The following is a 14,209-nucleotide window of genomic DNA, read 5'->3' as shown; positions in this document are numbered from 1 at the left end:
CTGATTAAAGTTTCACTTTATTTCTTTAAAGGTGTTACCGTCCAGTACGTAATAACACGCCAAATCCATTCTAATGGACCCATTTTAAAGATTTTCATCCAAATTACACTAAACACAATTTGAATTGCATAAATTGCGATACATACATATAACGTCTGCATGTATGTTAAATTTCCTGCAAAGTTAAATACACTACCAGCAATTAAAATCATTGCCGTTTGTCCGATATAATTTGTTAAAGCCATACGACCGTAGTATTTCAATGGTGCTAATAATGTTTGAACTGGTTTTAACTGAAGTAATAAAATTAATGCTCCTACATAGAAAGCTGAAATAATTGGTCCAACATTAATACCAATTTTTAGAAACTGACTTGCAGCATCCATTGTTCCATCTTCAGTTTCCATTATCCCATTTATAAATGGTTCAGCAGGAGCGTGCCCATATTGATACCATACTGCTATGACACTTAAAACAAACATAATACCTGCAAAAATAGCGACTTTCTTTATATTTTGCGTGAGATTTTCAAATACACGATATTGTCCTGCAGCAAGTCCTAATAAAATTAAGCCAAGTGGTAATAGTTCTTTAACTCCCATTACACTGAAGGCAATTGTCAAAATAAGTCCTAATGCTAGGTTCACTTCTTTTTTCGCTTTATAAAATGGCAAAACGATTAACCCACAAATTGCGTATAACGCTAGTGCTTCTCCAGGCTGAAACATTTGATGAATTAAACCAAAAATAAATAATGCTACTAAGCGACGTAAAAATAAAACATAGCCATTCTTCCCTTTCGCAATCGCTCTTGAAATAAAGATATAGAATCCCACTCCAAATAAGAATGAGAAGATTGAGAAGAAACGACCTTCTACAAATAAGTATAAAAATCTTTGATAGCTAGCATCTACTGTATTAGGATCTGGAGTTTTAATATTAAGTAGTGCTAAAATATTTACTAAAATAATCCCCAGTAATGCGAAGCCACGAATGTAATCTAACTCATCAATTCGTTTGTTTGTAATATTGTTCCCCATAAAGCAGCTCCTTGTCCAAAATTTAATCCTCCCTTACTCTACTGGAAAAGGACAATTACAACTATCGGCAAACCTTACAGAAATCTTACATTATTGTCATATAACAAAATAAAACCAGGTCATATTGCGACCTGGTTTACTCTGATTGTTTTGATTTTTGAGGTTGTCCTTTTTTACTATTACGCTGTTTTACTTGAACAATGGGATCAAGTTCATTCGAAAACTCAGCGTTATGTCCATTTTGTGTTTTTTGCTCTGGGTTATTTTGATCTGAACGTTTCGCCATTACATTCACTCCTTATTAGTGCGGTGTAATAATCATTTGATGTTGCAATTGGCGAATTGCCATACGTGCTCTATTTAATTGCTCACGTTGCTCATCATTCGCATGTTGTTGCATCGTTTGTAAATCGTTATACGCTTGTTCTAATTGTAACTGTGCATCTGAATACTCCATCGTATTGTAATGCTCTTGTCTCATGCCTTGTTCTAATTGTTCTTTTGCATATTCCACCGCTTGTTCCGCTTGTGTAATATACGATTCAAGTGATTGACGCTCTGCCATAATTGTCCCTCCTTGCTTCAATTCCCCTTTAGTGTGTCCCTTCCATCTCTACCTTATGAGTATGTTATAATGGATTTTGTTTCATTTTGACTCGGCTTAGGAGGGAAAATAATGAAGGTTCAAAACCCTTTTCCATATACAAACGACAATAAACGTTATCATACATGGAATTACCATTTACGAAATGAATTTGGTGAAAAAATCTTTAAAGTTTCATTAGATGCTGGCTTCGATTGTCCAAACCGTGACGGTACAGTTGCTTACGGTGGCTGTACATTTTGTAGCGCTGCCGGATCTGGCGACTTCGCTGGTGATCGCCGCGATGATGTTATAACACAATATCATGAAATGAAAGAAAAAATGCGTTCAAAGTGGAAAGATGGCAAATGTATCGCCTATTTCCAAGCGTACACAAATACACATGCACCACTTGAAGTGTTAAAAGAAAAATTCGAACCGCTTCTAGCAGAAAAAGACGTTGTCGGTCTTTCTATCGCAACTCGTCCAGATTGTTTACCAGATGATGTTGTTGAATATTTAGCGGACTTAAATAAACGCACATACCTTTGGGTTGAACTCGGTTTACAAACTGTTCACGAACGAACTGCAAACCTTATTAATCGCGCTCACGATTATCCGTCTTACGTGGAAGGCGTAAATAAATTACGTAAGCACGGCATTAAAGTTTGCTCTCATATTATTAACGGTCTTCCACTTGAAGATTACGACATGATGATGGAAACAGCTCGTGAAGTAGCGAAACTTGACGTACAAGGAATTAAAATCCACTTACTTCACTTATTAAAAGGAACGCCAATGGTGAAGCAATATGAAAAAGGACAACTCGAATTCCTTTCTCTTGAGGATTACGTAAGTCTTGTTGTTGACCAACTTGAAATTATTCCAGAAGACGTAATTGTGCACCGTATCACAGGTGACGGCCCACCTGATTTAATGATTGGTCCAATGTGGAGCTTAAATAAATGGGAAGTATTAAATTCCATCGATGCAGAATTTGTACGCCGCGGAAGCTGGCAAGGAAAATATGCAAATGAGGAGAAACAACAATGAAATTAGAACGTGTATTACCGTTTGCTCGCACACTGCTGCAAACGGCTGTTAAAGAAGGCGACTACGCTGTAGATGCAACACTTGGAAATGGTCATGACACTTGCTTCCTAGCTGAAATTGTTGGGGATAGCGGAAAAGTATTTGGATTTGATATTCAAAAAGAAGCGATTGAAAGCTCAACAACTCGTCTAAAAGAAAAAGAACTTTTTGAACGTACTGTTTTAGTTCACGATAGTCACGATACACTTCTATCCGTACTACCAGAAGACGCAAAAGGAAAAGTAACAGGCGCTATCTTCAACTTAGGTTACCTTCCTGGCGGTGACAAGCATATCGTTACAAAACCGAACTCAACAATTTCGGCAATTGAACAATTACTAGAAGTAATGGCACCTGAAGGTATCATCGTCCTCGTCATTTACCACGGACACCCAGAAGGACAAGTAGAACGCGACGCTGTTCTCAAATTTGCAGAAGAACTAGACCAAAAACAAGCTCACGTACTGCGATATGGCTTCATTAACCAGCAAAATAACCCGCCATTTATTGTGGCGATTGAGAAACGATAAAGTGAAACTTTAATCAGTGGGGGGAATCCCCACTGATTATTAGTTGAACCAATCGGGCATTTATGGGCAGTTTATCTCCCAACTAACTTCTTTGCTCCAGCCCAATTTTAAGGTGGGAGTTTTACTGCCCGTTAATGCGGGGTAATATATCAACGATTTTTCAATTATATCTATCGTAACTCGGGATATATAAACGATTTTTTCGATATATCTATCATAACTTACAATATATCAACGATTTCTCGGATATATCGACGATTCGACAAAACATAACAAAAAAAGACGTGCACTCACTGCACGTCTTTTTGTTATTCTCCTATATAATGGATATATACACTATTTAAAGAAAGAAGGATAGAACTTTGCTAGTAGAACTACGGGGAATTCAAAAGAAGTACGGCAAATCACTTATACTAGACAATATTGATTTATCCATTCCAGAAGGAGAAGCACTCGCCATTGTTGGCGGAAACGGGACGGGAAAAAGTACTCTACTCAAAATAATTGCAGGATTTGTTTCACCTACGGCAGGGGCACTTCAAAGAAAAGAACATATACAAATTGGCTATGTACCTGAACATTTTCCTGAAGGGATTCGTTTTACATTAGAGGATTATTTATATCATCTCGGCCACATTCACGGTTTATCAACCAAATATTTAAAAGATAAAATCCCGATGCTTCTTGAATCTTTTCATTTACAGCATGCAAGACATTCTGTTGTACGAAACTTTTCAAAAGGTATGAAACAAAAAACTAGTATTATGCAAGCATTACTTACAGACGTCCATTTATTAATTTTAGATGAACCGCTTTCTGGGCTCGATCCTAACTCTCAGCAAGAATTAGAACATATTTTACTCTCATTAAAACAACAAGGTATATCTATACTCTTCACATGTCACGAAAAACAACTATTAGAAAACTTCGCCGATAGAATTGTGACGTTAGCAAATCATACAATTGTAGAAAATACCTCTGCACAAAAAGTAGCGGAACAGGTCTATATTGAGGCAATCGTTCACGACACATTTTCAGCAATAGAACTAAAAAAGCAATCCGGTTTTATACACGTTGCACACAATGCAAATCCAAATCTTATTCAATTACAAATCGAAAAAGAATATACAAACGAAATACTTCAGTTTTTATTACATAAAAAAGCATCTATCACACTGCTACAACCTAACTTTTAAATCGAAAGAAGGTTTATTATGTTTGCGCTTATTCGTTACCATTTTCTCGACTATACAAAATCGTATAAGTATGTCCCTCCTATTGCGATGTACTTTGTGAGCTTGCTTTTTGTATATACATATAAACCGACTCCTATTGTACCGACATATTTAGAAACAGCTCTCGCGCTTTATTTATTATCTGCCTGGATTACGGTCACAATTTTTCATACTGAAGACCCTGTACAAGAACAAATTACTATTTCTCACACAAATAATATTTCCGCATTATACGTTGGTAAATATATTACAGCTCTTCTCATTTGTACTGTATTATCTTTTATATCCGTAATCTATCCAATTATTTTGCAAATGTTTAATGAAAAAATGACAGTTTCTTTATTTCTAGTCGGATTTCTCTCTCACATGTCTTTCTCTATACTAGGAATTTCAATCGCAACATTATTTACTAGAAATATGATTCAAAAAGCAGGCACTGCTTGGCTTAGCCTTACCTTTATATTGCTTATAACGATCGCATCTATCCGGTTTAAAAAAGAGTTATTATGGTTTTTACCACCTGTCGAAAGCTTTCTAATGCTTGGCCAATACAAATATAATATACTGACTCACACACTATGGCTCACAGCTTGGGCTATCGTATATTCATTTTTATTATTTACCTTATTTCTTTTTATCGTTCGCAAAAAACGTTTTTAATTACATATTAAAGGAGACGAGACAATGATCGGAATACTAGCAGGAATGGGTCCAAAATCAACTGGACCATTCGTCGATACAGTTGTAGCAGGGTGTCAAACAATATACGGAGCAAAGCATGATATGGACTTTCCTCATATGATGATCTATTCGTGCCCAACACCGTTTTACATGGATCGCCCTATTGATCACGAAGCGATGAAAAAAGCGATTATTGAAGGAGCACAAAAACTTGAAAGTACTGGCGCAAGCTTTATCGCTATGCCGTGCAATACGGCACATCTTTATTTTGAAGAATTACAGCGTTCTCTTTCTATCCCGATTTTAAATATAGTTGACGAAACGTTAAAAGCAATTCCTGAAACTGCAAAAAGAGTCGCTCTTCTTGCAACGGAAGCGACAGTTCAAGCTGGTATTTATCAAGACGGGATTGCAAAGCGGAATATAGAATACATTCATTATGAAAAATGGCAAACGATGATTAATCAAATTATTACGTATATTAAAAGCGGAGAAGTTGAAGAAGCTCACAAATTATGGAACGCACTCGTTGTGCAATTGAAGGATGAAGTAGATACCGCAATTATCGCATGTACTGATTTGAATGTTGTGGCTAGTGAGGATTTTGTTGGTTCTTCTCAATGTCTTGCGAAAGCGGTTGTTAGGATGTACTTATCAAATATAAAGAGATCTTCATAAACATAAAAAACACTCCTTCTAAAATGTGTTTTCTGTTTAATAAAAATCCCACAAACTTTTAACTTTCTTCACAATTCTTTCAAAGTAATCACACTTAATCTCGCTATATTAAATAAGTAGTTATTCATATAGGGAAGGTTAGGGGAACTGAAAGTATGAAACAAAATCGTTCGCTTCATTACATTTTTTGGCGTTGGCATTTTTATGCTGGACTTTTTATTACGCCGCTTCTTATTACTTTGTCACTGAGCGGAATTGGGTATTTATTTCGGGAGGAAGTTGAAGATTTCATCTATAAAGATTTATATTTTGGGAAGAGCGCCCAAACAGAGTCTATTTCGATGTCTGATTCTATTTCCTTAACCGAGAAAAAATATCCACATTATAGTGTGGCGAAAATTAGTGAGTTTAATGGGGATTATAATACGAGACTTACGATTACAAATGAATATACAGGGCAACAAAAGTATGTGTATTTAGATAGCAATAATCAAATTGTCGGAGATCAAAACGCAAGTGAAACGTTTGCCAATATAATGCGGGAATTACATAGTTCTCTTTTAGTTGGTGGCACTGTCATCAACTATACTGTAGAACTTGCGGCGTGCTGGACAATCTTTTTAATTGTAACTGGTTTGTATATGAGTATACGACAGTTCAAAAACACACCAGCATCCAATAAGCGAGAAAAAGCAAAACGACGTCATTCTATTATCGGTATTATATTTACAATTCCACTCGTTCTGCTAGTCGCATCTGGATTGCCATGGTCAGGATTTATGGGTAACCAAATTTATAGAATTGCGTCGTCGAATGAATCGCTCGGATATCCGAAATTGTATATGGCGCCGCCTGAATCAAAGGTAAAAGAATTGCCATGGGCAACAAGAAAAGAAGCTCCTCCTGAATCGAATTCAAATGAACCGAAAGCTATTTCTGTCGATGAATTACAAAAAGGAATTGAAATAAAGAAGCCATACGTTATCTCACTACCAGCTGATCCGAAAGGTGTATTCACTGTTTCGAAATCGAGCGGTTCTGGTATTACAGGTATGCATGTTGCACCAAATGAAGAAATAACAGCTTACTTTGATCAATATAGCGGAAAGCTTATTTCCAAAACGGACTATCGTGATTATGGATTACTTGCACAATGGTTCACTTACGGCATCCCGCTTCATGAAGGACATTTATTTGGATGGCCAAATAAAATATTATGCTTACTAACGACATTATCTCTACTACTTCTTATTTATTACGGGGTAAAAATGTGGTTAGCAAGAAAGCCGAAAGGAAAATTAGCAGCACCTCCAAAACAAAGAGATAAGAAGAGCATAATCGTTTTCTTTATCATGATGGTTATACTAGGCGCTATCATGCCTTTATTCGGACTATCTGTATTAGTGATTTTTGCGATTGAACTTCTCATATATGTATTTTCAAAAATACAATCATAATGAAAAAAAAACCACTCTACATGAGTGGTTTTCTTCATCACTGCGCTGTTTTCTTTCGGTACATCTTCCCATTCCAATAGAAGAATCGTGAAGTGAGGCCTCCGTACTTTACAATGCGCCGTGCCATTTTGTGCATATTCTTTTGTGCTGATACTTTTTGATCTGATAAATAAATACCAAGTAACCCTCGGCTTATAAGGCGATGAAACTTCGCATGAGGCAAATCACCAATGCTCTTCTCTGCTTCTTCTACAAAATGTTTCATACGATCTAATATCGCTTGCTCGTTTTCGTAATAACTACAGAAATTCAAATCTCCGCCTATACGGTCTTCTTCTTGATCAATGAAATAATCCAGCAAAATATGAAGTCCTTGTACGTAAGGGAAGTATCCTTGTCTAATTTTCGCAATATCTTCATCATGTAATTCATCATGAAAGGCATATGCGACAAGACAGAAGATTCCAAGTGTAGAACCGGCACATGCTGAAAATTCAAACCAACTCATCTCTGGTAAGTTTTCTTTATGCGCTTCAAACCACTTTTGTAATCGTGGTTCTCTTTCTTCTAATTTTACATGTTTATGAATTTGTAAATCACAATAATAACAAGCAAGTTCATGAAGAACAGGAGCAATTTTGTCATAGTGCTTCGTTTTCTTTAAAACATCTTGGCATGTTTCAACAAGTTCATCTAAATAACCACCATCATCTTGATCATCACGATAACGATAATAATTACCGCCGCCTTCTACTTCAGGTGATAATGCCATTAACATCGATTCATGCAGTGCGGCAAAATCATTTGGATCAAGTGATGTACTGCGATCACATAAATTATCTAAATAGTCGCTGATCGTTTGATACGCTACGATAAAACGAATACATTCTTCTCGGTGTTCATTTGCTAGCAGAGCTAAAATACCACCGCCCTCGCAATGAAACGTTTTATGCTCAATACTTGCGATTGCCTGACTATGAAGCTCATCATTCGGAATATGGTAGGCACGCTCTTTCCACATCGCTAGCTCATGGTGTACAACCGGAAACACATCACGGTATACTTTCGCCATGAGCGTTATGGGATTACTCGGTACGTTCACTTCTTCCTTCATCTCCTCTATTAAATGTACAAATAATGATTTATTTGTTTGTTTTTACTATATTATTGACATGCATTTCAGTAAATGACTGAATATAACTCAAAATTTCATCACGCTCATACTCATTTAATAGCTCGTGATAACAATTCGTCCATTCTTTAAAAGCCTTATCACTTATTTTAACATTATCAAACCAAGTGCGGACACGTGTTTTATCTACAAGTTTATCCTCACAAGCTTGCATTAGCAAGAGCGGAACATCTGGAAAATCATCTATTTTTTTATGAGCAATTTCGATAGACTTGATCAATTCACTATACCAACGTACTGATACTTTGCGCAAGAACAAAGAATCATTCTCCATTGCATCTCTTACTTCATGGTTACGTGTTGACATTTCCACCGTAAGATTCGTTGCAAATTGCAATTTTGGAGCCACAACATTTAATATTTTTGAAGCAAATTGAAGCGGAGCAGAGGGTCCAGTCACTACCCCTAAACAAGGCGAACTCAAAATAATACCTTCTACATCTTCTCTCTTCGTTTCTTGCATCATACGAATGACAATAAGACCACCCATACTATGACCGAATAGAAAAATAGGTAACCTATACTTTCTTGCTTCTTTCACCCATAATTTAACTTCCTCTATGTATTCATCAAATGAATCAATATGTCCTCTATTTCTTGAAGTCGTTCCATGTGACGGAAGATCCCCCATCACGACGTGGTAGCCGATATGATTCCACATTTCCGCAACTGCTTCGTAACGTCCGTGATATTCCATTGCGCCGTGCACAATAACAATGACAGCTTTTGCTTCCTCCGCTTCATAATTCCACATACGGCTCTCCTCCATTTCACTCTTTCTCATAATTTGATACACTAAAACTAGTCTCTAGGAAAGGAAGACTTTACATGATATATCCTTACAAAGAAAAAAAACCGAAAATTGCGAGTAGTGCTTTTATCGCTGACTATGTTACGATTACAGGCGATGTTTCCGTTGGCGAGGAATCAAGTATTTGGTTTAATACAGTCATCCGTGGTGATGTGTCACCGACAATCATTGGAGACCGAGTAAATGTACAAGACCAATGTACACTTCACCAAAGCCCGCAGTATCCTCTTATTTTAGAAAACGACGTAACAATTGGGCATCAAGTCATTTTACATAGTTGCCATATTAAGAAAGATGCTTTAATTGGAATGGGATCTATTATATTAGATGGTGCTGAAATTGGCGAAGGAGCTTTTATCGGCGCTGGAAGCCTCGTTTCACAAGGAAAGAAAATTCCGCCGAACACGTTAGCTTTCGGTCGTCCCGCGAAAGTCATTCGTGAATTAACAGAAGAAGACCGTAAAGATATGGAGCGTATTCGCACGCAATACGTTGAAAAAGGTCAATATTATAAATCATTACAGAAGTAAATTTCCGCTGCCATAAGATTGGCAGCTTTTTTTATATAAAATCTAACTTTTTCTTTACAAAACATTATTACTCCCTCAACAAAATCTTATTAAAATAAAAGCTAATATCTCCATATATATGTAGATGAGGGAGGAGAATTTTTATGAAGGTCAGTGGATTATATAAAATAGAATGTTACATTTTCAGAGGAATTAACCGCTACTTTGATCAAAAAACATTAAATATCTTTTTCAGCAATATTACTCATATCGGTGGCGCGACTTTCTCCATCGCACTCACACTTTTCTTTTTAATTTTCGCAAAGGGAACTTTGCATCAAGCTGCAATTGCAACTGCTATTTCGTTAGCAATTAGCCATATTCCTGTGCAAATATTAAAAAGGTGGTATCCGCGAAAACGTCCTTATTTAACAATTCAGGATGCAAAATATCCAGTCCATCCATTAAAAGACCACTCTTTCCCGTCTGGTCATACAACAGCCGTTTTCTCTGTCTTCATTCCATTTATTTGCTATAATCCAAGCTTACTTGCTTTCCTATTACCGTTAGCATTATGCGTCGGTATTTCACGTATTTATTTAGGACTTCACTATCCGTCAGATGTATTCGTCGGTATGTGCCTTGGCACTTGCTCTGGCATCATCTCTTTTTATCAATTCATCCCACTTTTCACATAAAGGAGTGATATGATGAGAGTCGCCATTTTTACCGATACTTTTACGCCACAAGTTAACGGGGTTGCGAAAACTTTAGAGCGATTAACACAATATTTTCAGAAAGAACAGATCGCCTATTCTGTTTTCGCTCCTCAGCATACAGCTGAAGATAATTTTGTAGCGAATGTGAATAAGATGAGAAGTATCCCGTTAACAATATTATATCCAGAATGTCGTTTTTCTTTTCCTACTCCGCGCATTAAACGAGAACTACTTTCCTTTAAACCTGACATTATTCACATTGCCACACCTTTCAACATGGGACTTTGTGGATTGTATTATGCAAAAAAGTTAAACATCCCAGTTGTCGGTTCTTATCATACTGATTTCGATGCCTATTTACGTTATTACAAAATCGAATTCCTCTCCAATATGCTGTGGAACTATTTAAAATGGTTTCATAGTCATATGCAAAAAAATTTTGTACCTTCCTTTGAAACATTACATCAATTAAAAAACAAAGGCTTTCAGACCCTCTCTATATGGGGACGTGGTGTAGATTGCACACTCTTTCATCCTGCTTACAATACAGACCTATTCCGAAAAAAATATAATATTACAGCGAAGTATGTCCTTTCCTATGTTGGACGAATTGCTCCTGAAAAAGATATTGATACGCTGCAACACCTTATCGTTAAAACAGCACATACTCGAAACGATATTCATTGGCTCATTTCAGGAGACGGTCCTCTAGCAACAAGTTTACGTGAAGCTGTTCCGAAAACAAATATCACTTTTACTGGCTATTTACAAAGTACAGATTTAGCTGAAGCATATGCTTGTTCTAACATAATGGTGTTTCCATCAGCTACTGAAACATTCGGAAATGTCGTACTTGAATCACTCGCATGCGGTACACCTGTAATTGGTGCAAATAGTGGCGGGGTTAAAAATATTATTACAGATGGAAAAACGGGAGTTCTTTGTCCGCCTAAAAATGAAGATGCATTTCTATCATCCATTTATTTTTTATTACAAAATGAAGAAAAACTTGAGCAGATGGGAATAGCAGCTTCATCTTTTGCGAAATCAAAGAGCTGGGATGAGATCTTTCACGGTTTGCTTAACCAATATGAAGAAGTCCTGCAGCATAACGCATCAGAGTTGCTTGCTTAAATAGAAAAACTCCCTTCAAAAAAACGAAGGGAGTTTATTACATAGTCATAAATTTTAGTTTAATAGATGATACATAAGGTTAAACATTGTTTTATTTCTATATTAATTATATCAAAAATAAACATAACTAAACAAACTTGTAATAAAAACCCATAAAAATTAATATATGGTTATACAGTATTTTAAACTGTATAATGATTTTAAGAATTCCCCTTAAAATCAACTTACTCACATACCTTTATACAGCAATTGTTCCCCAATTCTGTATATCAAAAAACCTTTCATTCATTTGAAAGGTCTTTTTGAGCCTGCACATATTCTTCTTTCGTATTTACATTTATAAACCAATCCGCATTCGCCTGTACATCTTCTCCAGAAACATACTTCACATTACATAGTGATAAAAGCTGGCCCATACTTCTTTTTTCTTCCTGAAGTAAAGCATAAATCTTTTCTTTCACGCGGTTATGATACGCCGCAAGTAGCGGTTGTTTTCTTCCATTAATAATAGGTACAACCGCATCATATTCATTGCTCGTTTGCTCTAGTAAAATGGCAAACCATTGATGCGAAACGTTTGGTGCATCGCAAGGCATAATAGCGTACCAATCTGCTTCTATGTATTCCATACCTGATACAATGCCCGCAAGCGGTCCATTTCCTTTATAGTGCGGGATATCTTCTATAACAGGAACTTGTACGAATTGCTCTACTCGCTCTTTTATATCAGTATGGCTAATTACTACAATGTCTTGCAAAGTAGTTCCCATCACTTTCACAATATGCTCAACAAAAGTAGTTCCCTTCCAAATTGCTAACGCTTTCGGCTCACCAAATCTACTCGACATACCGCCCGCTAATACAATTCCAGCACACTTACTCATTGGCGATGCAGCTCAAATGTAATATGGCCTAATTCCGGTAAAATTAATTTATTCATCGCAAGTCGAACCGCTCCGCTAGACCCTGGCATCGAGAAGACTACTTTGCGCCCAATTGTACCACCAATCGCTCTACTTAACATTGCGCTGCTTCCGATATCTTCTAAATAACTAATCATACGGAACAGCTCACCAAATCCAACAATTTCTTTATCTAATAACGCTGATACTGCTTCAATTGTGACATCACGTTTCGTAATACCAGTACCGCCGTTTGTTAATACAACATCTACATCTTCCTTATGATAACCAGCTAACACCGCTTGCTGAATACTTTCTTTATCATCTTTTACAATTTCATAAGAAGTTACTTTATGTCCCGCTTCTTTTAACAATTCATGTAATAGTTGTCCGCTCTTATCTGTTTCTTCCGTACGTGTATCGGAAATCGTAACAATCTTGCAACGCACTTCTTTTGGAGCTTGCTTTTTATGTTCAGTTACACTCATTTTTTATCTTTCCTTTCTTAAAGACTTTTCTTCATTTTATCATACATACCTTTACACAATTATGTATGAAGCCACTCATGCGGCATGATACAATATAAGTATACTAACCCACAAAAAGGAAAGTGTACTTTCTTATACTCCTAGACTACACATCTTTAGCTACTCTTTATATTTTCTACATAATAGAATTCAATTTTAAAACTTGTACTAAAAAATAAATTGGAGGTCTACATAGTATGGAACTTTATAAAAAATTAACAACAACATTTATCCTCTTATTCATCGCTTCAATCACTGTCGGCTTTTCCTTAAAAGGCGCAATTCCATACGCTACATTAGTAAGCATTATATTTGCGACACTATTTTTACTAAGTAGTGCCTTTTGCGCAAGTAAAGCACGTCAAATGAAAGGTTGATTACATATGTTCAGAAAGAAATCAATCTTTTGTAAATCATGTAAAACAGAAATACAAACGTATGAAAAAGCGTGGATTCATATGCCCTTTCCGGCGAATGGCATGACGAATATGAAAAAGTATATTGAATTAGAAGGACAAATTTATTGTAGTTCGTGTGTTGAGATAATGAATAAAAACCAGTAAATACAAAAGGGGTGTTTACATTGTTTGAGTCCAACCGAATCCAGTTACGAAAGTTTTCCGAAGATGATATTCTAACATATTATAAATGGCATAATGATATAGACGTTATGAGTTCAACTACACTTACTCTTGATAAATATTCCTTTCAAGACACAGAAAAACTTTGCCAGCAATTTATTCATTCTTCGAACTCTAAGAGCTATATCATTGAAGAAAAAGCTACGCATCTTCCAATTGGTATTACTTCTTTAATTCATATTGATTCGTATAATCGAAACGCTGAATGCATTATTGATATTGGTAAAAAGGATTACTGGGGGCAAGGTTATGGGCAGGAAGCTTTGACCCTATTATTGGATTATGCATTTTTAGAATTAAATTTACATCGCCTTTCTTTACGAGTATTTTCTTTTAACGATAGAGCAGTTAAATTATATAAATCACTTGGTTTTCAACATGAAGGAACTTGTAAAGAAGCTATATTCCGCAACGGCACTTGGCATGACATTGAACTCTTCGCTTTATTCCAACGTAATTATAAATAAAAAAAGCTTTG

19 protein-coding genes are annotated in these 14,209 nt (G+C 36.2%); 12 read left to right on the top strand and 7 right to left on the bottom strand.

Going from position 1 to position 14,209, the window contains the following annotated elements; translation table 11 throughout:
- Window positions 1-17: 17 nt before the first annotated feature.
- The 3 genes from HMPREF1014_RS00705 to HMPREF1014_RS00695 form a co-directional block, all read right to left on the bottom strand.
- The gene (locus tag HMPREF1014_RS00705; RefSeq protein WP_000527730.1) at window positions 18-1,040 is read right to left on the bottom strand and encodes a DUF418 domain-containing protein; all 1,023 of its coding nucleotides are present in this window, start codon (window positions 1,038-1,040) and stop codon (window positions 18-20) included.
- Between the two features lie 136 nt (window positions 1,041-1,176).
- Window positions 1,177-1,326 (bottom strand): hypothetical protein, encoded by a 150-nt coding sequence (locus HMPREF1014_RS00700; protein ID WP_001129340.1) that lies wholly within the window; start codon window positions 1,324-1,326, stop codon window positions 1,177-1,179.
- Between the two features lie 15 nt (window positions 1,327-1,341).
- Complete coding sequence (locus tag HMPREF1014_RS00695; protein WP_000840871.1) at window positions 1,342-1,605, bottom strand: YtzC family protein; 264 nt, start codon at window positions 1,603-1,605, stop codon at window positions 1,342-1,344.
- A gap of 111 nt (window positions 1,606-1,716) precedes the next feature.
- Here HMPREF1014_RS00695 and mnmL point away from each other — a divergent pair, with 111 nt between their 5' ends.
- The 6 genes from mnmL (at window position 1,717) to HMPREF1014_RS00665 (ending at window position 7,296) form a co-directional block, all read left to right on the top strand.
- Entirely contained in the window at window positions 1,717-2,676 is a 960-nt protein-coding gene (gene mnmL, locus HMPREF1014_RS00690; RefSeq protein WP_000868030.1) for a tRNA modification radical SAM protein MnmL/YtqA, read from the top strand.
- Entirely contained in the window at window positions 2,673-3,245 is a 573-nt protein-coding gene (gene mnmM / locus HMPREF1014_RS00685; protein ID WP_000764497.1) for a tRNA 5-(aminomethyl)-2-thiouridylate-methyltransferase MnmM, read from the top strand. The genes mnmL and mnmM overlap by 4 nt, the downstream gene beginning before the upstream one ends.
- Window positions 3,246-3,607: 362 nt before the next feature.
- Entirely contained in the window at window positions 3,608-4,441 is an 834-nt protein-coding gene (locus HMPREF1014_RS00680; RefSeq protein WP_000959741.1) for an ABC transporter ATP-binding protein, read from the top strand.
- Window positions 4,442-4,459: 18 nt separating this feature from the next.
- Window positions 4,460-5,140, top strand: a complete 681-nt coding sequence (locus tag HMPREF1014_RS00675; protein WP_000457774.1) for a hypothetical protein — start codon at window positions 4,460-4,462, stop codon at window positions 5,138-5,140.
- 24 nt (window positions 5,141-5,164) lie between these two features.
- Entirely contained in the window at window positions 5,165-5,839 is a 675-nt protein-coding gene (locus HMPREF1014_RS00670; RefSeq protein WP_000579322.1) for an aspartate/glutamate racemase family protein, read from the top strand.
- Window positions 5,840-5,994: 155 nt separating this feature from the next.
- Entirely contained in the window at window positions 5,995-7,296 is a 1,302-nt protein-coding gene (locus tag HMPREF1014_RS00665) for a PepSY-associated TM helix domain-containing protein (protein ID WP_000812671.1), read from the top strand.
- A gap of 37 nt (window positions 7,297-7,333) precedes the next feature.
- On the opposite strand, the gene tbcS is transcribed toward HMPREF1014_RS00665, so the two are convergent.
- The gene (gene tbcS, locus HMPREF1014_RS00660; protein WP_001102467.1) at window positions 7,334-8,398 is read right to left on the bottom strand and encodes a tetraprenyl-beta-curcumene synthase; all 1,065 of its coding nucleotides are present in this window, start codon (window positions 8,396-8,398) and stop codon (window positions 7,334-7,336) included.
- Between the two features lie 40 nt (window positions 8,399-8,438).
- Complete coding sequence (locus HMPREF1014_RS00655; RefSeq protein WP_000267422.1) at window positions 8,439-9,242, bottom strand: alpha/beta hydrolase; 804 nt, start codon at window positions 9,240-9,242, stop codon at window positions 8,439-8,441.
- Between the two features lie 74 nt (window positions 9,243-9,316).
- On the opposite strand from HMPREF1014_RS00655, the gene HMPREF1014_RS00650 reads away from it, so the two are divergent.
- From HMPREF1014_RS00650 to HMPREF1014_RS00640, 3 genes are all read left to right on the top strand, one after another.
- Window positions 9,317-9,829, top strand: a complete 513-nt coding sequence (locus HMPREF1014_RS00650) for a gamma carbonic anhydrase (protein ID WP_000640186.1) — start codon at window positions 9,317-9,319, stop codon at window positions 9,827-9,829.
- A gap of 143 nt (window positions 9,830-9,972) precedes the next feature.
- A complete protein-coding gene (locus tag HMPREF1014_RS00645) occupies window positions 9,973-10,506 on the top strand; it encodes a phosphatase PAP2 family protein (protein ID WP_000868592.1) in 534 nt (177 codons plus the stop codon).
- A 12-nt stretch (window positions 10,507-10,518) separates the two neighbouring features.
- A complete protein-coding gene (locus HMPREF1014_RS00640; RefSeq protein ID WP_001261605.1) occupies window positions 10,519-11,661 on the top strand; it encodes a glycosyltransferase family 4 protein in 1,143 nt (380 codons plus the stop codon).
- Window positions 11,662-11,942: 281 nt separating this feature from the next.
- Here the strand turns inward: HMPREF1014_RS00640 and HMPREF1014_RS00635 are convergent, their stop codons facing one another.
- Window positions 11,943-12,545 carry a molybdenum cofactor guanylyltransferase gene (locus HMPREF1014_RS00635; protein ID WP_000030834.1) on the bottom strand — a complete coding sequence of 201 codons (603 nt, stop codon included), beginning with the start codon at window positions 12,543-12,545 and terminating at the stop codon, window positions 11,943-11,945.
- On the bottom strand, window positions 12,542-13,051 hold the full coding sequence (locus HMPREF1014_RS00630; RefSeq protein WP_000117124.1) for a MogA/MoaB family molybdenum cofactor biosynthesis protein: 510 nt from the start codon (window positions 13,049-13,051) through the stop codon (window positions 12,542-12,544). Before HMPREF1014_RS00630 ends, HMPREF1014_RS00635 begins: the two co-directional genes overlap by 4 nt.
- Window positions 13,052-13,287: 236 nt before the next feature.
- Between HMPREF1014_RS00630 and HMPREF1014_RS00625 the strand changes: the two genes are divergently transcribed.
- Genes HMPREF1014_RS00625 through HMPREF1014_RS00615 form a run of 3 tightly spaced genes read left to right on the top strand, consistent with a single transcriptional unit; the run spans window position 13,288 to window position 14,198 of the window.
- Entirely contained in the window at window positions 13,288-13,467 is a 180-nt protein-coding gene (locus tag HMPREF1014_RS00625; protein ID WP_000424800.1) for a hypothetical protein, read from the top strand.
- Between the two features lie 6 nt (window positions 13,468-13,473).
- Window positions 13,474-13,653 carry a hypothetical protein gene (locus tag HMPREF1014_RS31950; RefSeq protein ID WP_000488709.1) on the top strand — a complete coding sequence of 60 codons (180 nt, stop codon included), beginning with the start codon at window positions 13,474-13,476 and terminating at the stop codon, window positions 13,651-13,653.
- A gap of 20 nt (window positions 13,654-13,673) precedes the next feature.
- Complete coding sequence (locus HMPREF1014_RS00615) at window positions 13,674-14,198, top strand: GNAT family N-acetyltransferase (RefSeq protein ID WP_000464119.1); 525 nt, start codon at window positions 13,674-13,676, stop codon at window positions 14,196-14,198.
- Window positions 14,199-14,209 lie beyond the last annotated feature (11 nt).

The organism is Bacillus sp. 7_6_55CFAA_CT2 (assembly GCF_000238655.1).
In the GTDB taxonomy this organism is placed as follows: Bacteria; Bacillota; Bacilli; order Bacillales; family Bacillaceae_G; genus Bacillus_A; species Bacillus_A cereus.
Note: the sequence above shows the minus strand (reverse complement) of the source record. Positions and strands in the feature narration are given on the sequence as shown.